The 18,567-nt window shown below is 73.7% G+C and carries 12 protein-coding genes and 1 pseudogene; 4 read left to right on the top strand and 9 right to left on the bottom strand.

From position 1 onward, the window contains the following. Positions 1–321: 321 nt before the first annotated feature. Together JHAT_RS31965 and ptsP are read left to right on the top strand one after the other, a co-directional pair. Positions 322–771, top strand: coding sequence for a PTS glucose transporter subunit IIA (locus JHAT_RS31965; protein WP_077801781.1), 450 nt, complete (start codon positions 322–324; stop codon positions 769–771). Positions 772–848: 77 nt separating this feature from the next. After that, a complete protein-coding gene (gene ptsP / locus JHAT_RS31960) occupies positions 849–2,519 on the top strand; it encodes a phosphoenolpyruvate--protein phosphotransferase (RefSeq protein ID WP_077801780.1) in 1,671 nt (556 codons plus the stop codon). A gap of 71 nt (positions 2,520–2,590) precedes the next feature. Here the strand turns inward: ptsP and JHAT_RS31955 are convergent, their stop codons facing one another. Then, positions 2,591–3,481, bottom strand: coding sequence for a hypothetical protein (locus JHAT_RS31955; RefSeq protein ID WP_077801779.1), 891 nt, complete (start codon positions 3,479–3,481; stop codon positions 2,591–2,593). Positions 3,482–3,603: 122 nt separating this feature from the next. Then, positions 3,604–5,571, bottom strand: coding sequence for an acetoacetate--CoA ligase (locus JHAT_RS31950; RefSeq protein ID WP_077801778.1), 1,968 nt, complete (start codon positions 5,569–5,571; stop codon positions 3,604–3,606). A gap of 213 nt (positions 5,572–5,784) precedes the next feature. Here JHAT_RS31950 and JHAT_RS31945 point away from each other — a divergent pair, with 213 nt between their 5' ends. Further along, entirely contained in the window at positions 5,785–8,166 is a 2,382-nt protein-coding gene (locus JHAT_RS31945; protein WP_077801783.1) for a glycoside hydrolase family 31 protein, read from the top strand. Here JHAT_RS31945 and JHAT_RS31940 read toward each other — a convergent pair. The 6 genes from JHAT_RS31940 to JHAT_RS31915 form a co-directional block, all read right to left on the bottom strand. Continuing rightward, positions 8,157–8,693, bottom strand: a complete 537-nt coding sequence (locus tag JHAT_RS31940) for an NUDIX domain-containing protein (protein ID WP_077801777.1) — start codon at positions 8,691–8,693, stop codon at positions 8,157–8,159. The two genes, JHAT_RS31945 and JHAT_RS31940, sit on opposite strands and share 10 nt — an antisense overlap. Positions 8,694–8,740: 47 nt before the next feature. Further along, the gene (locus JHAT_RS31935) at positions 8,741–9,550 is read right to left on the bottom strand and encodes a M15 family metallopeptidase (RefSeq protein WP_077801776.1); all 810 of its coding nucleotides are present in this window, start codon (positions 9,548–9,550) and stop codon (positions 8,741–8,743) included. Positions 9,551–9,924: 374 nt separating this feature from the next. Next, entirely contained in the window at positions 9,925–10,530 is a 606-nt protein-coding gene (locus JHAT_RS31930) for an ATP/GTP-binding protein (RefSeq protein WP_077801775.1), read from the bottom strand. Between the two features lie 56 nt (positions 10,531–10,586). After that, complete coding sequence (locus JHAT_RS31925) at positions 10,587–10,982, bottom strand: DUF742 domain-containing protein (RefSeq protein ID WP_077801774.1); 396 nt, start codon at positions 10,980–10,982, stop codon at positions 10,587–10,589. 10 nt (positions 10,983–10,992) lie between these two features. Further along, positions 10,993–11,427 (bottom strand): roadblock/LC7 domain-containing protein, encoded by a 435-nt coding sequence (locus tag JHAT_RS31920; protein WP_077801773.1) that lies wholly within the window; start codon positions 11,425–11,427, stop codon positions 10,993–10,995. Positions 11,428–11,439: 12 nt separating this feature from the next. After that, positions 11,440–14,463 carry a nitrate- and nitrite sensing domain-containing protein gene (locus tag JHAT_RS31915; protein WP_077801782.1) on the bottom strand — a complete coding sequence of 1,008 codons (3,024 nt, stop codon included), beginning with the start codon at positions 14,461–14,463 and terminating at the stop codon, positions 11,440–11,442. A 421-nt stretch (positions 14,464–14,884) separates the two neighbouring features. On the opposite strand from JHAT_RS31915, the gene JHAT_RS31910 reads away from it, so the two are divergent. Then, positions 14,885–15,406 (top strand): hypothetical protein, encoded by a 522-nt coding sequence (locus tag JHAT_RS31910; protein ID WP_077801772.1) that lies wholly within the window; start codon positions 14,885–14,887, stop codon positions 15,404–15,406. 195 nt (positions 15,407–15,601) lie between these two features. On the opposite strand, the pseudogene JHAT_RS31905 reads toward JHAT_RS31910, so the two are convergent. Further along, positions 15,602–18,567: pseudogene (locus JHAT_RS31905) on the bottom strand (hypothetical protein); the annotation flags it as partial.

Below are 18,567 nucleotides of genomic sequence, written 5' to 3'. Positions count from 1 at the left end.
TGTTTCCAACACTATCAGGCTTTTCCGGTCCCTCTGACCACCGTCCTGCGGGCACGCAGAAGGTGATCCGAAGATAGGATCTGATGAGTTGGGTGCCTGCCCGATGAGCACGCCAGCTTGGCGCCGCTCAGTCTCAAGCAGGAGTTACGACTGTACACGGGTCCGCGGAACGGGTGCAAATCACTGAGGACTGTGGTCTAGACCTCTATTCGGAACACTCGTGCGGAACCGGTACTTCCTATGACATACCCTGCTGCACAGTGTGCCGTCCGGGACAGGCAGTGACGGCCCGTACAGATCTCCATCACCGGGAGGCTTCCCATGACCACCGTCTCGTCCCCGCTGGCAGGACGCGCCATCGGACTGGCCGCCGTGCCGGATCCGGTCTTCTCCGGGGCCATGGTCGGCCCGGGTACCGCCATCGATCCCGTCCGGGAGCCTTCCGAGGCGGTCGCTCCCGTGGACGGGGTCATCGTGTCCCTGCACCCGCACGCGTTCGTCGTGGTCGACGACAGTGGTCACGGTGTACTGACCCACCTCGGCATCGACACCGTGCAGCTGAACGGCGAGGGTTTCGAGCTGCTGGTGAACAAGGGCGACACCGTCGTGCGCGGGCAGGCCGTGGTGCGCTGGGACCCTGCGGCCGTCGAAGCCGCCGGCAAGTCCCCGGTCTGCCCGGTCGTGGCCCTCGAGGCGACGGCCGAGGCGCTCGTCGATCTCCGTGAGGACGGCGAAGTGAAGGCCGGCGAAAGCCTCTTCCTCTGGAAGTGACGACAACGCCGTCGTAGGACGGCTGGCAGGACAACCACCGCGGCGGCGGGACCCGCCGCATTATCGGGACGGGTGAGATGGAGACAACGCTGCGAGGCGTCGGTGTCAGCCACGGTGTGGCGATCGGCGAGGTTCGGCACATGGGGACGGCGGTGCTCGAGCCGCCTGCCAAGCAGATCCCGGCGGAGGACGCGGAGCGCGAGCAGGGGCGCGCCCGTAAGGCTGTGGAGGCTGTGGCGGCCGACCTGGTGGCGCGCGGCAATCTGGCGGGGGGCGAAGCCCAGGCGGTGCTCGAGGCGCAGGCCATGATGGCCCAGGACCCCGAGCTGATGGCGGACGTGGAACGGCGGATCGCCGTCGGCAGCACGGCCGAGCGCGCGGTGTACGACGCCTTCGCTGCTTATCGTGCCCTGCTGGCCGGCGCCGGTGAGTACCTGGCCGGCCGGGTCGCGGACCTCGACGACGTGCGGAACCGCATCGTCGCCCGCCTGCTCGGGGTGCCGATGCCGGGCGTGCCCGACAGTGACGAGCCGTACGTGCTCATCGCGCGTGACCTGGCGCCTGCCGACACGGCGCTGCTCGACCCGACGCTGGTGCTCGGGTTCGTCACCGAGGAGGGCGGGCCGACCAGCCACAGCGCGATCCTGGCGCGGGCGCTGGGCGTGCCGGCCGTGGTGGCGCTGCCGGGCGCCGGTGAGCTTCCCGAGGGCACGGTGATCGCGGTGGACGGCAGCACCGGCGAGATCTTCGTGAACCCCAGTGCGGAGAAGAAGGCGCAGATGGAGGCGGAGGCCGCCGAGCGCAAGGCCGCGCTGGCCGCCTCGACCGGTCCGGGTGCGACGTCCGACGGTCACAAGGTGCCGCTGCTGGCCAACGTGGGTGGTCCCGCCGACGTGCCCGCCGCGGTGGAGGCGGGTGCGGAGGGCGTCGGTCTGTTCCGTACCGAGTTCCTCTTCCTCGACGACAGCAAGAACGCGCCGTCCGAGGAGAAGCAGGTCACCGCCTACCGGCAGGTGCTGGAGGCGTTCCCGGAGGGCCGGGTCGTCGTGCGGGTGCTGGACGCGGGCGCGGACAAGCCGCTGGACTTCCTCACCCCGGCCGACGAACCGAACCCGGCGCTGGGCGTGCGGGGGCTGCGGACGCTGCTCGACCACCCGGAGGTGCTGCGGACGCAGCTGACGGCGCTGGCGAAGGCGGCGGAGGGTCTGCCGGTCCACCTCGAGGTCATGGCCCCGATGGTCGCGGACCGTGCGGACGCCAAGGCGTTCGCGGACGCGTGCCGTGAGGCCGGGCTGCGGGCGAAGTTCGGTGCGATGGTGGAGATCCCGTCGGCCGCGCTGCGGGCGCGCTCGATCCTCCGGGAGGTCGAGTTCCTGTCGCTGGGGACGAACGACCTCGCGCAGTACACCTTCGCCGCCGACCGTCAGGTGGGCGCGGTGTCGCGGCTGCAGGATCCGTGGCAGCCCGCGCTGCTGGACCTGGTCGCGCTGGCCGCCGAGGCGGCGAAGGCCGAGGGCAAGAGCTGCGGTGTCTGCGGTGAGGCCGCGTCGGACCCGCTGCTCGCGTGTGTGCTGACGGGCCTGGGCGTCACCTCTCTGTCCATGGGTGCGGCGTCGCTCCCCTACGTGCGGGCCACGCTGGCGAAGTTCACGCTGGCGCAGTGCGAGCGGGCTGCGGCGGCCGCGCGCGCGGCGGACAGTGCCGAGGAGGCGCGCGACGCGGCTCAGGCGGTGCTGTCCGGCGAGTAGGGGTCCGGCGAGGCCGTCGGCGTCGCTGTGGTGAGGGGCGCTCCACCTTCGGGTGGGGCGCCCCTCGCGTTTCAGTGGCGGTGCCCCGGCGCGGCGGTGTCGTCTCCGAGGTCGGGTGGTGCGCAGTAGTCGACGTTGGATTCCGGGGAGATGAGGTCGCCGGACTCGGCGTCGGTGCAGTAGGCGTCGAAGACCTCGCCGGCGGTGAGGGGAACGAGGCCGTGTCCGCGCAGGCGCCAGCCGTAGATGCGGTCGGGGCTGCCGGGGGCGCTGGTCCGCATGACGAGGCCGCCGGGGGTGTGGGTGGCGAGGCCGAGAGCCAGGACCGCGGTGAATTCCAGGGCGTCGGTCTGGTCCAGCCGGGGTGTGCCGTCGGTGTCGTCGTCGGCGTGGAGGACGGAGGTGAGGGCTTCCGGTGTGGTCGAGACGCTGCAGACCAGGTGTCGGTGGCCCGCCGGGGCTGTTTCCACGATGCGCGTCAGGAGGCGCGAGGCGCGGGTGAACGCGGCGCGGCCGAGGTCCTCGCCGCAGGTGGCGCAGGTGCCGAGGCGTGCCAGCAGGGTGGACGCGTACTCCCAGGTGGCCTGGCGGACGGCTTCGTCGACGAGGGTGGGGACCAGGTCGGCGAGGGGCCGCCCGTCATAGGGGACGGTGGGTCCGGTGGCGGCGAGTTCGGCGGTGAACCGGGCGCGGGTGGCGGGGAGGTCGGGGTCGAGGCCGGCCGTCGAGCAGAACTCGGCGTAGTCCTCGGGGTCGAAGAGGGCGATCGTGGTGTGGGAGCCCTGGGAGGCTCGTGTCCTGAGCAGGGCTTCCACCTGCCTCAGGTAGGCGGCGTGGTCGTCGAAGGTGAAGCTGCGGTAGCGCCGCATGGCGCGGAAGTCGTGCTCGTCGGTGAGCAGTCCGATGGTGCCGGCGATCTCGCGGTGCAGGACGCGTCGCATCGTCTGGTCGGTGTGCGCCATGTCTTCCCCCTGTGCGCGGTCGATCAATGCTCACTCACCGTAACCGGGGGCACTGACAACGGGGGCGGGCACGGGTGTGGGCCGGCCGCCGTCGCGCAGGCGGCCGGCCCGCGAGGGCCTGGTCAGGAGCGTTTGCGGGCCAGGTCCTCGTAGAAGTGGAGGAGGTCGAGATTGTCGATGGAACCGGGGTTGACGGCCTTCTCCAGCGGGGTGCCCTGGAGGAGGCGCTTGACGGGGACCTCGATGCGTTTGCCGGTGAGGGTGTGCGGGACGCCCGGCACCTCGATGATCTCGTCGGGGACGTGGCGCGGGGAGAGCTGTTCGCGGATGGTCTGCTTGATCCGCGTCCGCAGGGTGTCGTCGAGGGCGGTCCCGGGGGCCAGGTGCACGAAGAGGGGCATCCAGTAGCCGCCGTCGGGCTGTTCGACGCCGATGACGAGGGACTCCTTGATCTCGGGGAGCCGTTCGACGGCCTCGTAGATGTCGGCCGAGCCCATGCGGACGCCCTGCCGGTTGAGGGTGGAGTCGGAGCGGCCGTGGATGACGACGGAGCCTCGGGAGGTGAGGGTGATCCAGTCGCCGTGCCGCCAGACGCCGGGGTAGGTGTCGAAGTAGCTGTCGTGGTAGCGGCTGCCGTCGGGGTCGTTCCAGAAGCGGACCGGCATCGAGGGCATGGGGTTGGTGACGACGAGCTCGCCGACCTCGTCGGTGAGGGGTTCGCCGTCTGGGTCCCAGGACTGGAGGTCGGTGCCCAGGCAGGGGGCCTGGAGCTCACCGATGTGCACGGGGAGGGTGGGGACGGCGCCCGCGAAGCAGGAGCACACGTCGGTGCCGCCGCTGACGGAGGCGATCCACAGGTCCTCGCGTACCTCGTCGTGCAGCCAGCGGAAGCCGTCGGGCGGCAGCGGGGAGCCGGTGGTGGCGACGCACTGGATTCGGGAGAGGTCCAGGTCGCGGCCCGGGTGCACGTCCGCCTTGCGGCAGGCCATGACGTAGGCGGCGGAGGTGCCGAAGAGGGTGGCGCCGGTGCGTTCGGCGATGCGCCACTGGGCGTCCGTGCCGGGGAAGCCGGGGCTGCCGTCGTAGAGGACGATCGTGGTGCCGGTGAGCAGGCCGGAGACGAGGAAGTTCCACATCATCCAGCCGGTCGAGGTGTACCAGAAGAAGCGGTCCTCGGGGCCGAGGTCGCAGTGCAGGCCGAGCTGTTTGAGGTGTTCGACGAGGATGCCGCCCTGGGACTGGACGATGGCCTTGGGCAGGCCGGTGGTGCCGGAGGAGTAGAGCACCCAGAGGGGGTGGTCGAAGGGGACCTGCTCGAAGACGGGGTCCGTGTGCGCGGCCGTGAGGGCGTCCCATTCGAGTGCGCCCTCGGGGGCCTCGGTGCCGAGGAGCGGGATGTGGACGACGGCGCGCAGGGTGGGCAGGTCGCGGCGGAGTTCGGCAACGGTGTCGCGGCGGTCGTGCTCCTTGCCGCCGTAGCGGTAGCCGTCGACGGTGAACAGGACGACGGGTTCGACCTGCTGGAAGCGGTCCAGGACGCTGCGGGCGCCGAAGTCGGGGGCGCAGGAGGTCCAGACGGCGCCGACGGCTGCGGTGGCGAGGAGGGCGGTGACGGCCTGGGGGATGTTCGGCAGGTAGCCGCTGACGCGGTCGCCGGGGCGGACGCCGAGGGCGCGCAGTCCGGCGGCGAGGGAGCCGACCTGGCGGCGCAGTTCCGACCAGGTGACGGGGCTCGTCTCGTGGGTCTCGTCGACGTACAGCAGGGCCGGTTCGTCCGCGCGGGTGGAGGCGGCGCGCAGGGCGTGCTCGGCGTAGTTCAGGGTGGCGCCGGGGAACCACTGGGCGCCGGGCATCGAGCGGTCGCCCAGTACGCGTGCGTAGGGGGTCGAGAAGCGTACGTCGAACCATTCCGTGACGGCTTTCCAGAAGGTGTCCAGCTCGTCGACGGACCAGCGGTGCAGGGCGGCGTAACCGCCTTCGGCGGGGGCGCCGTGGTGGGCTGCTGCCCAGGTCTGGAACCTGGTGATCCGTGCCTGGGTGATGCGCTGCGGATCTGGCTGCCAGAGCGGCTGGGGGTTCATGGTCGACATGGGGCGGCTCCCGGACTGTGCGCGTCGTGTGCGTCCTCCGCGCACGGGCTGGGGTGTGCGCGTGACGCGGCTGACACGGACGATGCCATGTGATCGACTTCCGCACCAGGGTGCGCCCCACATAGCCGGTGTCGTGAAGATGTGGTCCTGTCACGGGTGAACGGCAGTTGAACGCGACCCGCGCGGAGGCCCGCCGGTGGCAGGGTGATCGGCATGGACGGTCGTGACCTGGTGTGTTCGATGAAGGCGTTCGGTTCCGCGGGATCGGCACAGGGGTTGCGTACCGTACGGGCGGCGTGGCGCAGGCGGCGTGCGGACGCCGCGGGACTGCCGCCGCGCGGGGCGGAGCGGGCGCGGGTGCCGGGGGTCGTGCGGGAGGTGGAGCCCGGGCCCGGGGGCGGTGTGATCCGGTTCGGCCGTTCGGAGTTGCGGATCCTCGTCGCCGTGAACGGGGCGGTGTTCTGGGGCTGGGACGGGGCGGCGCCGGAGCCGTCGTACGCGTTGGCGGGCCGCTGTCCGGAGCCGGATCCGCGGGCGGTGCTGGAGCCGGACAAGGACGGCGGCCGGCGGGTGGTGGCCGAGCGGGTGACGGTGGCCGTGTCGCGGCACGGCACGGTGGAGGTGCGTACTCCGGGTGGTGTGGTCCTGCGGCGTGAGCTGCCTCCCCGGTGGTGGGAGCCGGCGGGCGGTGGTGCCGCGCGCTGGACGCAGCGGTCGGAGGTGGCGGCGGACGCCCGGTTCTTCGGGCTGGGCGGGTGGGCCTCGGGGCCCCGGCTGCGCGACGGCACGTACCGGTTGTGGAACACGGGTTCCGGACCGGCCGGCTCCGTTCCGGGTGACGCGCCGCCGTCCGTCGCGATGCCGGTGCAGCTGGTGGTGGCCGACGCGGGGACGCACCTGGTGTTCCACGACAACGCGTGGGACGGTTCGGTGACCTTGCGGGAGGGCGAGGAGGGCGCCGGGTCGGGGCACGACCGTCCCGGCAGGAGCGTGCTGCGGATGGACGGGGGTCCGCTGCGCTGCTGGGTCATGGTGGGCACCCCCGCGCGCGTGCTGCTCGCCTGGGCTTCGCTGACCGGCGCTCCGGCGCTGCCGCCCGCGTGGGTGCTCGGTCACCACCACGCGCGGCGTGGCGTCGAAGACGAGCAGGAGCTGCGGCGGGTCGTCGCCGGCTACCGGGAACGTGATCTGCCGGTCGACGCCGTGCATCTGGACGTCGGCCGCCTCGGTGCCCGCCGGGGGTCCACCGTCGGCGAGGAGCGGTTCCCGAAGCTGCCGGACCTCGCCGAGGAGCTGCGGCGGGACGGGATCCGGCTGGTGTCGGTCGTCGAGCCCGGGATCCCGGCCGTGTCCGGGCATGCCGCGTACGACGGCGGGACGGATGCGGACGTGTTCGTGCGGGGTGCCGCCGGGCCGGTCGTGCGGGGTGTGGGGCGGGCCGGGGACGTGGTGTTCCCGGACTTCACGGACGCACGCGTGCGGGCGTGGTGGGGCGGGCTCTGCGCGGAGCGGCTGGAGCGGGGGTTCGCTGGGTTCCGGCACGAGGGGAACGAGCCGGTCTCGTTCGCCGCGTTCGGGGAGCCGACGCTGCCCCGTTCGGCGCGGCACCGGCTGGAGGGGCGCGGTGGTGACCACCGGGAGGCGCACAACGTGTACGCGTTGTGCATGGCCAGGGCCGGGTACGAAGGTCTGCGGGAGCTGGTGCCCGAGGAGCGGCCGTTCGTGCTGTCGCGCTCGGGGTGGGCCGGGATGCAGCGGTACGGCGGTGCGTGGACGGGGGAGGTGGCTTCGGGCTGGCCGGGGCTGCGGGCGTCGCTGGCGCTGGTGATGGGGCTCGGGCTGTGCGGGGTGCCGTTCTCGGGGCCGGACGTGGGCGGGTTCGGCGGGGAGCCGTCGCCGGAGCTGTATCTGCGGTGGTTCCGGCTGGCCGCGTACCTGCCGCTGTTCCGTGCGTACGGGGGTGCGCGGGAGGGTTCCCGGGAGCCGTGGGAGTTCGGTGCGGAGGTGCTGGAGCACGCGCGCGTGGCGTTGGTGGAACGGCGGCGGCTGCTGCCGTACTTCGTGACGCTGGCGCATCTGGCCCGGCGTACGGGTGCGCCCTGTGTGCGGCCGCTGTGGTGGTCGGCGCCGGAGGACCGGGCGTTGCGGGACTGCGAGGACGCCTTCCTGCTGGGTGACTGCCTGCTGGTGGCGCCGGTGCTGGACCCCGGTGTGGACGGGCGGACGGTGCGGCTGCCGCCGGGGCGCTGGTACGACACGGTGACGGAGCGGGCGTACGAGGGGTCGGCGCGGGTGTTCGTCGATGCTCCGCCGGGCCGGATCCCGGTGTTCGCGCGCGCGGGGGCGGTGGTGCCCGTGCGCGGGGAGGACGGCGGGGTGGAGCTGGAGGTGTGGGCGCCCGCCCGGGGGCGGGCCGGGGGCGGGCCGGTGGTGCCGGACGCGGGCGACGGCTGGGAGGAACCGGAGACCGAGCGGTACGCCGTCCGCTGGGAGGGCCTGCGGGTGGTCGTGGAGCGGGAGGGCGAGGACGGCGCGGGTGCGCCGTCCCGACCGGTGCGCGTCCGTGGGCGGGCGGAGGAGCCGGCTCAGATGTAGCGGCCCTCGAAGAAGGCCCGCACGGCCCGGGTGTGGAGGGGGAAGGCGAGCTCCTCGGCCCGGCGCAGGAGGTGCCACCCTTCCGTCTCGTCGGTGGCGGCGGACGGCGGGAGGTTCTCGGCGGGCCGCTCCGGGAGGAGTCCGAAGAGCAGCAGGTGGCCGTCGGGCGAGCTCATGGCGTCGGCGAGTCGTACGTCGCGGCTCGCCGCCTCGATGCCCGTCTCCTCCTCGAGTTCGCGGACGACGGCCTGCCGCCAGTCCTCCCGGTCGTCGATGAAGCCGCCGGGCAGGGCGACGCCCCCGCGCGCGGGGGCCACGGTTCGGGTGATGACGACCAGGGCGGTGCCCTTGGTGTCGTACACGGGCTGGAGGGCGACCGCTACCGGCAACGGGTTGCGGTAGGCCGTGGTGCCGCACGCCGGGCAGGTGCGGGGCCAGCCGGAGACGCCCTCTCCGTAGGGCGTTCCGCAGCACGAACAGTGGGAGTCCGGCGCGGAGTTGGGAACGGAGGTATGAGTTTCGGACACGCGGCGGACTGTATCCGATCACGGAGGGGGCGGCTCCGGCGGGCGGCTCAGTGGCGGCCGGACAGCGACTTGGCGGAGACCGGGAAGTCGAAGTAGGTGTCCGGGTGGGGCTCGGGCTTGTAGGTGAAGTGCCACCACTCCTCGGGGAGGTTGACGAGGCCGGCCTCCTCCAGGGTGTTCTTCAGCAGCAGCCGGTTGGCACGCTGGGCGCCCTGGACGCGGGGGTCGAGGGTGTGCGAGAGGGTGTCGAAGCAGTCGAAGCCGGTGCCCATGTCGACGGAGTTGTCGGGGAAGCGCTGGTCCTGGGGCGCGAAGCAGGGCACCAGTGGCTGTCCGGGGTGGTAGGGGCGGGTGGGCTTCGCGGGGAGCTTCACGATCGTGAGGTCCATGGTCGAGCCGCGGCTGTGGCCGGACTTCTCCGCGATGTAACCGTCGTCGAACAGGCGGGTCTTGTCGACGTTCGGGTAGAACTCGGCTTTCATCCGCTGGTCGTCGAGGTCCTCGGCCCAGCGGACGAAGTGGTCGACGGCGCGTTGCGGCCGGTAGCAGTCGTACACCTTGAGGGAGTAGCCCTGGTGCAGCAGCCGGGACTGGGCCCGGTGGAGGGCCTGGGCGGCGGGGCGGGTGAGGATGCACAAGGGCTGGCGGTAGCCGTCGATGCGCTCGCCGACGAAGTTGTGCGGGGTGGCGTAGCGCATCTCCTGGATGATCGTGGGGTCGACGCTTCTCAAGGCCACGAAGTCCTCGGGCGCCTTGGGCTCAGGTGCGGCCTGGGCGGCGGCGGGGGCGGTGGTCACGGCGAGCAGGGCGGCGACGGTGGTGACCAGTCCGCGTACGGCGGTGGAGAGTCGTGTCATGTCCCCTGCATCTATCAGGCGGGGGCTCGGTGGGGGAAGTGTCCGGCCGGGAACCGTCGGCCGGGTGTCCGCGGGTGCAGCGAGGCGTGGGCCTCGGGGTGGGTGATGATCGCGTCCGGCTGGGGCTTCGGCGGGCATCCGCACCCCGCCGTGGCCCCCGGGGTGCGGCGTAGGCGGCCGGACCGACCACCGACGTGGGGAGCGGCCTGGACGAACCGGAGGCGCGCCGGCGGCGGGACGTCGGGGGGACACCCGCCAGGGATACGTCCGTGCGGGAACGCGGGTACCGCGACTGGCGCGGGGCGGTGGAGAAGCGCTTCGGCCGGTCGCAGGAGCACGGCGCGGTCGGGGCGGGGGGCGGTTCGGGTGCGGGGTCAGGTGGCGACGGGCCGGCGTCGGTCCGCCGCCTGGACCATCGCGTGCCGGACGACGCCGACGAGGACTTCCTTGACCGACTCCTTGTCACGGGCGTCGCACATCACCAGCGGCACGTCGGGGTCGAGGTCGAGCGCCTGGCGGACCGTGTCGGCCGGGTAGCGGGCCGAACCCTCGAAGCAGTTGACGCCGATGAGGAAGGGGATGGAGCGCCGTTCGAAGTAGTCGACGGCGGCGAAGCAGTCCTCCAGGCGGCGGGTGTCGGCGAGGACCACGGCTCCGAGGGCGCCCTCGGAGAGCTCGTCCCACATGAACCAGAACCGCTCCTGCCCGGGAGTGCCGAACAGGTACAGCACCAGGTCCTCGCGCAGGGTGATCCGGCCGAAGTCCATCGCCACGGTGGTGGTGTGCTTGCCCTCCACACCGCTGACGTCGTCGACGGGGCGCCCGGCCTCGGTGAGCAGTTCCTCGGTGCGCAGCGGTCTGATCTCGCTGACCGCGCCGACGAGGGTGGTCTTGCCCACGCCGAAACCGCCGGCCACGAGGATCTTGAGCGTGACGGGCTCGACCGGCGGCTTGCCGCGCTGGGAACGCCCTAAGATCATCGATCTCTTCTCCTTACCGTGCCCGTGGGCCGCCGCGGCGTCCCCACGGGGCCGTTTCACAGTGCTCGCAGGCCGCTGATCACGTCGCGCAGAATGTTCTCGTCCGGTAGTTCGGCCGGGGGCACCGGCCGGTTCACGTGCACGAGTTCGGCGTCGACGAGGTCTCCGACCAGGACGCGTACGACGCCGACGGGCAGGTCGAGCCCGGCGGCGAGTTCGGCGACCGTCTGCGGGGCGTCCCGGCACAGCCCGACGATCTCCACGTGCTCCGGGGCGAGGGTGACGTCCGCCTCCGGGTCGTCCGCGTGGGGCTCCGGGACCACCACCGCGATGAGGTCGAGGCGGTACTGGGCCGCGCTGCTGGTGCGGCCGCGCGTCATGGCGTACGGACGGACGACGGGGCCTGCCTCGTCGTCGAACCAGTGGTGTGTTCCCTGACCGTCTGCGCTCATGTCATCCCACTTACCCGCCCGAGGGCAGATCGGCGCGGGGGGCGGTGCCCAGGTGCACGCCGACCCGCTTGACGAGGAGGGTCATCTCGTAGGCGACCTGGCCGACGTCGGAGTCGGCGTCCGACAGGACGGCGAGGCAACTGCCGTCGCCGGCGGCCGTGACGAACAGGAAGGCGTCGTCGAGTTCGACGACCGTCTGCCGGACGCTGCCCGCCTCGAAGTGGCGGCCCACGCCCTTGGCGAGGCTGTGGAAGCCGGAGGCCACGGCCGCCAGGTGCTCGCTGTCCTCCCTGGTCAGGTCCTTGGAAGCCCCGGTCGCCAGGCCGTCGCCGGACAGGACGACGGCCTTGCGGATGCTCGCGACGCGCTCCACCAGGTCGTCGAGGAGCCAGTTGAGCTCCCCGGACGTGGTCGTGGTGTGGCCGGTCGCCTTCGGTGCGGTCATCGACCGTCCCCCTTAGTCGTTCTCAGTCGTTCGGTGCGGTGCTCGTGGTGTCGGTGACGCTTGTGGCGTCCGTGGTCGTGACGTCTGTGCTCGTCCGCCGTCGGACGGGTCGGCGCCCGCGGCGTTCTCCTCGCGGCCGCGCTGCCATCCGCGCTGGAGCGAGGCCATGCGGCTGCGCACCTCCTCGGCGTCCCGGTCGGCCGGACCGGACCGGTCCTCGGCGGGCCGTCCGGCGCTGCGTTTGAGCTGGGGGGCCAGGCTGGCCTGTCGCACGCGCCGGGGCAGCGGGCTGCCGTCGGTGCCCGGCCCGGAGTCGTCCGGGGCGTCCGGGGCGGGCTCGGCGGGCCGGGTACGGCTCGGGAGGGCGGAGGGCTCGGACGACTCGCCGGGGTGGCGGTCCCGGGCCGGTCCGTCGCCGGCCGGGAGGACGCCGTGCGCGCGGGGTGTGCCGCGGCGGCGGGACGGGAGGGACGGCAGCGCGTCGGGCTCCGGGCGGCCGTCCTCGCCGCCGGCCTCACGGTCGGGTCCGCGGTCGCCTTCGAGGCCGGGTCCGCGGTCGGGTCCGCGGTCGGTGGCCGGGCGCGGGGCGGGGACCTCCCGACGGCGGCGGGTGGACAGCGCGGGGGGCTCACCGGGTTCCGCCTGCCGGTCCGCCCGGCTCCCCGTGTCGGCCCCGGGCGTGTCGCCCGCGCGGTCGCGGACGCCTCGCTCGGGGACGGGACGTCCGTGCGAGCTGACCAGTTTGGGGGTACGGCGGCGGGGCAGCGGGACCAGGGTGTCCGGGTCGTCCCCGGCACCGGGCCGCCGTGAGCCGCCGGACCGCTCCGGCCGTTCCGCGCCTACGGGGAACCCGTCCGGGTCGGCCGGGCGTTGCGTGTCGTCCTGCGCCGCGGCGAGGGAGCGGCGCGGGCGGAAGAGGCCGCCGCGCTCGCCTTCCTGGTCGCCGAGCCCGCCGGGAAGGTCGTCGAGGGTGTCCAGGTCGACGGGCGCCTCGAGCTCGACCGGCCCGTCCAGCGGCGGGACGGGCCGGCCCGGGAGCCGGACGGGGACGTGCGCGAGGGCGGAACGACGGTTCCCCTCCCGTTCCTTCTCCTTGGTCCGCTGCGGCCGGTCGAGGCGGAAGCCGACGCCGTTGGTGTCGGGCGCGTCGTCGGTGAGCAGCGCGTCGGGGACGAAGACCACGGCGGTGGTGCCGCCGTACGGGGAGGGCTGGAGGGAGACCCGGACGTTCTGCCGCTGGGCGAGCCGGCTGACGACGAACAGGCCGAGCCGGTCGGTGTCGGACAGCTCGAACTCGGGTGTCTCGGCGAGCCGGAGGTTGGCGTCGAGGAGGGCTTCGGCCGCCATGCCGAGGCCGCGGTCGTGGATCTCCAGGGTGAAGCCGTTGGCGACCCGCTCGCCCAGGACCTGTACCGCGGTGTGCGGCGGCGAGAACACCGTGGCGTTCTCCAGGAGTTCGGCCACGAGGTGGGTGAGGTCGGCGACGGCCGGCCCGGTGACGGCGATGCGGGGCAGCCGGCGGACCTCGATGCGCTCGTAGTCCTCGACCTCGGCGACGGCGGCCCGCACGACGTCCATGAGCTGGACGGGCTTGCGCCACTGCCGGGAGGGGGCGGCGCCGGAGAGGATGACCAGGCCCTCCGCGTGCCGGCGCATGCGGGTGGTCAGGTGGTCCAGGCGGAACAGGTCGGCGAGTTCCTCGGTGTCCTCGGTCCGGCGTTCCATGGTGTCGAGCAGGGTGAGCTGCTTGTGCAGCAGCACCTGGCTGCGGCGGGCGAGGTTGACGAACACCTCGGAGACCCCGGCGCGCAGCTCGGCCTGCTTGACGGCGGCCTCCACGGCGGCGCGCTGGAGGGTGTTGAGGGCCTGGCCGACCTCGCCGATCTCGTTCTTGTCGTACTCCAGGCGCGGCACCTCGGTCTCGACGTCGACCTGCTCGCCCGCCGAGAGGCGGCGCATGACGCTGGGCAGGCGGACGCCGGACGCCTCGTGGGCCTCCAGACGCAGCTGCCTGAGGTCGCGGATGAGGGCACGGCCGACGCGGACGGACAGGAAGAGGGAGAACAGCACGGCGATCAGGCCGAGCGCGCCGGCGACGACCGCCTTGGTGATGACGTTCATCGCGACCGGCCGGACGCGGTCCTGGTAGCGGTCGGCGGCGGCGTCGTCGAGGTCGCCGAGCTCGTCGAGGACGTTCCCGGCGGCGGTGTCCCAGCTTCTGGCGGTGACGCCGCGGGGCGCGCCGTCCCCGGTGGAGACGGCCGCCTCCTCGGCGACGCGCAGGGGGGCGGAGGAGGCGTTCTTCCAGAAGCGCTCGTACCGGCCGCGTTCCGTGGCGGGCAGCAGCGGGAGGTTGCTCTCGTACAGCACGGTGCGCTGCGCCGCGAGATCCGAGACGTCCCGTGTCTCGCTCCGGGTGAGCCTGCCGGTGACCAGGGCGGATCCGAGCAGGGCGTCCTCGCGGGAGAGCAGTTCGCGGGCGCGGGAGACGTTGACCAGTGCGCGGTACTGCTTGTCCAGGCCGACGTCGTCGACGACGTGGAGGTTGGCGAGCAACGCGTGGCAGGGGTCGACCAGGCGGTTGTAGAGGACGAGGGCCTGGGCGCGGTCGACGGTGCCGTCCTCGACGCTGCGGCGCAGGGAGTCGATGCCGTCGAGGGCGTCCAGGACGGCGGTCAGGCGGTCTTCCTCCGCCGCGTCGAGCGCGTCGCGCACGTCGGTGTTCTCGGCGTTGCGGCGGATCTCGGCGACGGCCTCGTCGGTGGCGGTGCGGCTGCGGTGCAGGGCGGTCAGACCGTCGGAGGCGCGTGGGTCGGCGAGGTGGACCAGGGTCTGGCGGCGTTCCTGCTGGAGGACGCGGACGGTGTCCTCCACGGGGTAACCGACCTGTTCGACGAGGGTCGACACGTTGAACAGCCGGCCCGCCTCACGACCGGTGAGGACCGTGGCGAAGGCCCAGATCGTGGTCAGGGACACCAGAGGCACGAGAAGCAGCGCCACGATCTTCCGGCGGATCGACTTCCCGCGAAAGCGCATGGCCTCCCCCAGCTGGACCCCCACCGGCGGGGGGTACACGTGTGCGTCAACAAACGGCGCGAGCCTACTACTGACGCGCAGGTAACTCGAAGACCCGCCCGGAGGACGAACTTCCGCACCGGCGAACGGAGATGGGCAGTTGTCCGGTCATTGCGGGAGATTGCCTCCCGGGTCCTGCGGGCGGCGTGGGGCCTGTCGTGCGCCGTGGCGGGCGGATCGGCCGAAATTTTTCGCATGCAGGTGATTTCCGGGAATCCTGACGGTCCGTGGCTCGTCCTTCTTCACAGACGTGACGGAGGCGGAACCGGTCACAGGAGCCGCATCCCGCCTCCGGGCGGCGTAAAGCGGCGCAAGCCGGGCAGCCAGAGGGGAGCCGGGTCTTCGGACACGGGTGAGCGGTCTGCAGGCGGTGGGGAGTGACATGGTGATGGGCACGGCGGAGCGGCGCAGGGCGCCGGAGGCGGCGGCGGGAACGGGCCCCGGAGCACCGGATCACGGCATTCCGGCGTCCGGGCGTGCCGTTGAGGTCCCGGAGCGGGAACCGGGGTCCGTCCAGCGGGAGTTGTGGACGGACGAGCCGGCGCGGCGACGCCGCCTGCCCGATCCGGTACGTACGGCCGCCGTGCGCGCGGTGCTCGTCGTCGCCGTGACGCTGGTCCTGGCGATGGTGGCCTTCCTGTGCACGATGGCCGGATCCTGGCTGGCGTTCCCGATGGTGATCGGCAGCGTGGCGGGCACGGTGGTGGCCACGTGGGGCGTGCTCGATGTGTGGGTGACACGTCAGGTCTGGAACCAGCGCCACGGGGTGGTGTCGGTGCCGAGCAGCACCGCGCGGGCCGTGCGGCGCGAACGGCGCCGGGCGCGGCGGCAGGCGCGGACCGCCGAGCGTGCTCAGGAGCGGATACACGGGCGGGGCCGCGCGGGGCAGCTGTCGCACTCCTGAGGGACCGCGCCGTCGAACCGCGGGGCGTTCGGCGAGACCCCCCTGGCCCCGCTGGACGCGCGGCTGCGGGTCGAGCGGGGCCGAGGGCCTGCGGGTGGCGGACGGCTCGGTGGGGCCGGTCCTGGTGACCGTCGACCCGCGCGCCACGACGATGACGATCGGCGGGAAGTGCGCGGATCCGGTCGGGGCGGTCCGTCAGGCAGGGGACCGGTCGGAGGCGGGCCGCCTGTACATGCGGGTCGCCGTGATCTCGCTGTGCACCGCTTCCCCCTCGCCGGCCGGGGCCTGCTGGGGCAGTCCCGGCCGCAGGTGCTCCTCCACGCTGATGTACTTCAGGCCGGCCCGGAGGTCGGCGTCGTTGCGCAGCCGGATGACCAGCGGGAACTCGGCCAGCGCGGTCGTGTCGAACAGGCCGGTGGTGTACAGGAGCTGCACGCCGAGCGCGTCGGACACGGCTCGCTGGAGTTCCAGCAGGTAGGTGGCGTTGGCGCGGCCGATGGGGTTGTCGAGGAAGAGGGTGCCGGCGTGCCGGTGCCGGTCGCGGCCCCGGTCGTTGCTGCGGAGCGCGGCCATCGTGCAGTACAGGGCGATGGCCGCGGTGAGCAGCTGGCCGCCGGAGAAGACGTCGCCCATCTGTCCGACGGGGACGCGCTCGGCGCGCAGGACGGCGTCGGGCTTGAGGATCTCGACGGCGACGCCCTTGGGCTGCAGGGCGGCGGCGACGCCGCGCAGCAGCAGGGACATGCCGTCGCGGCGCAGGTCGGAGTTCTTCTTCACCGCCGCCCGGGTCGCCTCGTCGACGACCTCGCCCAGCCGCTCGGTGAGGGTGGCCTGGTCGGGCTCCTCGAAGCGGATGCGCAGGAACTCCTGCCCGGACCACTCGCCGAGCCCCTCCGGCAGCCGGGAGAGCCGCTGGGCGGAGCGGAGCGTGGCGAGCGCGGACTCGACCAGGCCGCGCAGCCGGTCCACGATCGAGTCGCGGTTGCGTTCCAGCTGGGCCAGCTCGTCGGTGAGGACCCGGAGCCGGGGCGCGAAGGCCTCCGCCCACTTGCCCGCGTGCTCCGGCAGCGCGGAGGCGGGCAGCTCGCGGATCTGCTGCCGTGCCGGGGTGCGGACCTGTTCGTAGCGCGTGGAGTTGGCGTGCCGGACGAGGACGTCGCTCGCCTCGCGGACGGCCGCCTCGGCGGCGGACAGGTCGGCGGCGCAGCCGCGCAGCGCCCGGCGGGCCTCGGCGGCGGTCTGCCGGGCTTCGTCCAGGTTCCCCGGGTAGGGCTCGCAGTCCTCCGTCTCGTCGTCGGACGCGGGGTCGCGCAGCAGGTCGCGGAGCATCGCGGCGATCTCCTCGAAGCCGCCGGCCGCGTCCTCGGCTCCACGGTGCGCGTCGAGCAGCTCGGCGTGGGCGTCGCGGGCCCGGGCCAGCGCCTCGGTGCGGGAGGCGAGTTCGGCGGTGGCCGTGCGCAGCAGGGCCTGGGCGTGCTCGGCATCGGCCGGGACCAGGTCCTCGGGGAGTTCGGTGTGGGCGTCGCCGTCCTCGGGCGCGTGCCGCTCCGCCTCGCCGCGCAGTCGGCCGAGCTGCTCGCTCGCGGCCGACATGCGGGTCTCCAGGAGCTGTACCAGCTCCTCGGCGCGGGCGGCGGCGGCCTGCCGGGAGGGTCCGTCGGAGCCGTCGGGCGACTCCAGGAGCTGGGCGGCGCGGGTGCGGACCTTGTTGCTGAGCCGGTCCAGCTCCGCGCGGGCGGCGCTCTCGTCGCTCTCCGCGCGGGCCTGCTCGGCGCGCAGGTCGGCACCGACGCCGACCTTCTCGTACACCTGGGAGGCGGCGCGGTAGGCCTCGCGGAGGTCCGGCAGGGACGCCTTCGGCGCGTCCGTGCCGTTCCCGGGCGCGTCCTCGGGTACGTCGTCGGGGGCGCCCGCGATCTCGGAGCGCTCGGCGCGCAGCGCGCGGGCGGTGCGACGGGCGTCGTCGGCGGCGCGCTGGGCGGCGCGGCGGTCCTCGTCGGCGGCGCGGGCCCGCTCCAGACAGGACTGTGCGCGGGCCTCGGCCTCGGCGGCCTCGTCGGCGAGTTCCCTCAGCCTGGCCTGCCAGCCGGCGCGTTCGCGCAGCCGGAAGGCGAGTCCGGCGAGGGCGTCGGCGGCGCGGCGGGCCTTCTGCGCGGTCTCCTGCCGCTCGTCGCGCATCCGCATGGCCTCGGCGGCGCTCTCGTCGGCCTCGGCCCGCAGGGTGCGCGCCTCGGTCAGCTCGGCCTCGGCCTCCTCGGCGAAGGCGCGCGCCTCCTCGGCGGCCCGGGCCAGTTCGGCAAGGTGTCCGGTGGGGCAGCCGGTGCGCCAGGAGGCGAGCCGGGCCGCCAGTTCCCGGTCCTTGCCGAGCCGGGCGGCGAGCGTGCGGATCTCCTCGTCGCGTTCCGCCGCCCGCGCGCGCAGGGCCTGCCGCTCCTCGTCGGCGGCGTGCTCGTCGTGCATGGCCGGGTTCGGCGGTACGAGGAAGACGTCCTCGACGCCGGAGCCGGGGGCGGGGGTGGGCGCGAGCAGGGCGGCGGCGGTGCCGACGGCGACCGCGGAGCGCGGCAGCAGGGCCGCGTCGCCGAGGACGTCCCGGGCGCGGGTGTGCGATCCGGGGTCGGTGATGATCACGCCGTCGACCAGCTCGGGCCGGGCGGCCAGCACGCGCGCGTGGTCGGCGGGGTCGACGGCCTGCGCCAGGTAGCGCCAGCCGGGCAGGGCGGGGATGCCGTGCTCGCCGAGGAACTCGACGGTGGCCAGCACGTCCGGGCCGGGCGGCAGCAGTCCGCCGTCGCCGAGGGCGCCGAGGATGCGGGAGTCGTCGGCGGCGGCGGTGCGCAGGTCGAACAGCTGGCGTTCGGCGGAGGAGACGGTGTCGTCGAGCAGCTCGCGCAGCTCGTCGGCGAAGCGGTCGAGCTCCTCGGGGGTGAGGGCGGCGTCGGAGGCCCCGGGCGTGACGGCGGGGTCGCGGTCGGTGTCCTGCCGCGGCTGGGGGATGCCGGGGCGGGGGCGGGCGGCCAGGCCGAGCAGTTCGGCGAGTCGTTCCTCGGCCGCGAGCGCCTCGGCGGTGCGTCGTTCGGCCCGGTGGGCGCGCTCGGCGGCGGTGGCCGCGTCGGCGGCGCGGGCGGCGGTCAGCTCGGCGCGGCTCTCGGCGGCGGCGG

This window comes from Streptomyces sp. JHA26, assembly GCF_002005565.1.
Classification (GTDB): domain Bacteria; phylum Actinomycetota; class Actinomycetes; order Streptomycetales; family Streptomycetaceae; genus Streptomyces.
The sequence above is the reverse complement of the archived record's forward strand: the minus strand, read 5'-3'. Positions and strand labels throughout refer to the sequence as shown.

Coding starts and splice junctions, on each gene's coding strand:
- JHAT_RS31965 (WP_077801781.1), top strand. CDS start 322: ATGACCACCGTCTCGTCCCCGCTGGCAGGACGCGCCATCGGACTGGCC.
- ptsP (WP_077801780.1), top strand. CDS start 849: ATGGAGACAACGCTGCGAGGCGTCGGTGTCAGCCACGGTGTGGCGATC.
- JHAT_RS31955 (WP_077801779.1), bottom strand. CDS start 3,481: ATGGCGCACACCGACCAGACGATGCGACGCGTCCTGCACCGCGAGATC.
- JHAT_RS31950 (WP_077801778.1), bottom strand. CDS start 5,571: ATGTCGACCATGAACCCCCAGCCGCTCTGGCAGCCAGATCCGCAGCGC.
- JHAT_RS31945 (WP_077801783.1), top strand. CDS start 5,785: ATGGACGGTCGTGACCTGGTGTGTTCGATGAAGGCGTTCGGTTCCGCG.
- JHAT_RS31935 (WP_077801776.1), bottom strand. CDS start 9,550: ATGACACGACTCTCCACCGCCGTACGCGGACTGGTCACCACCGTCGCC.
- JHAT_RS31930 (WP_077801775.1), bottom strand. CDS start 10,530: ATGATCTTAGGGCGTTCCCAGCGCGGCAAGCCGCCGGTCGAGCCCGTC.
- JHAT_RS31925 (WP_077801774.1), bottom strand. CDS start 10,982: ATGAGCGCAGACGGTCAGGGAACACACCACTGGTTCGACGACGAGGCA.
- JHAT_RS31920 (WP_077801773.1), bottom strand. CDS start 11,427: ATGACCGCACCGAAGGCGACCGGCCACACCACGACCACGTCCGGGGAG.
- JHAT_RS31915 (WP_077801782.1), bottom strand. CDS start 14,463: ATGCGCTTTCGCGGGAAGTCGATCCGCCGGAAGATCGTGGCGCTGCTT.
- JHAT_RS31910 (WP_077801772.1), top strand. CDS start 14,885: ATGGTGATGGGCACGGCGGAGCGGCGCAGGGCGCCGGAGGCGGCGGCG.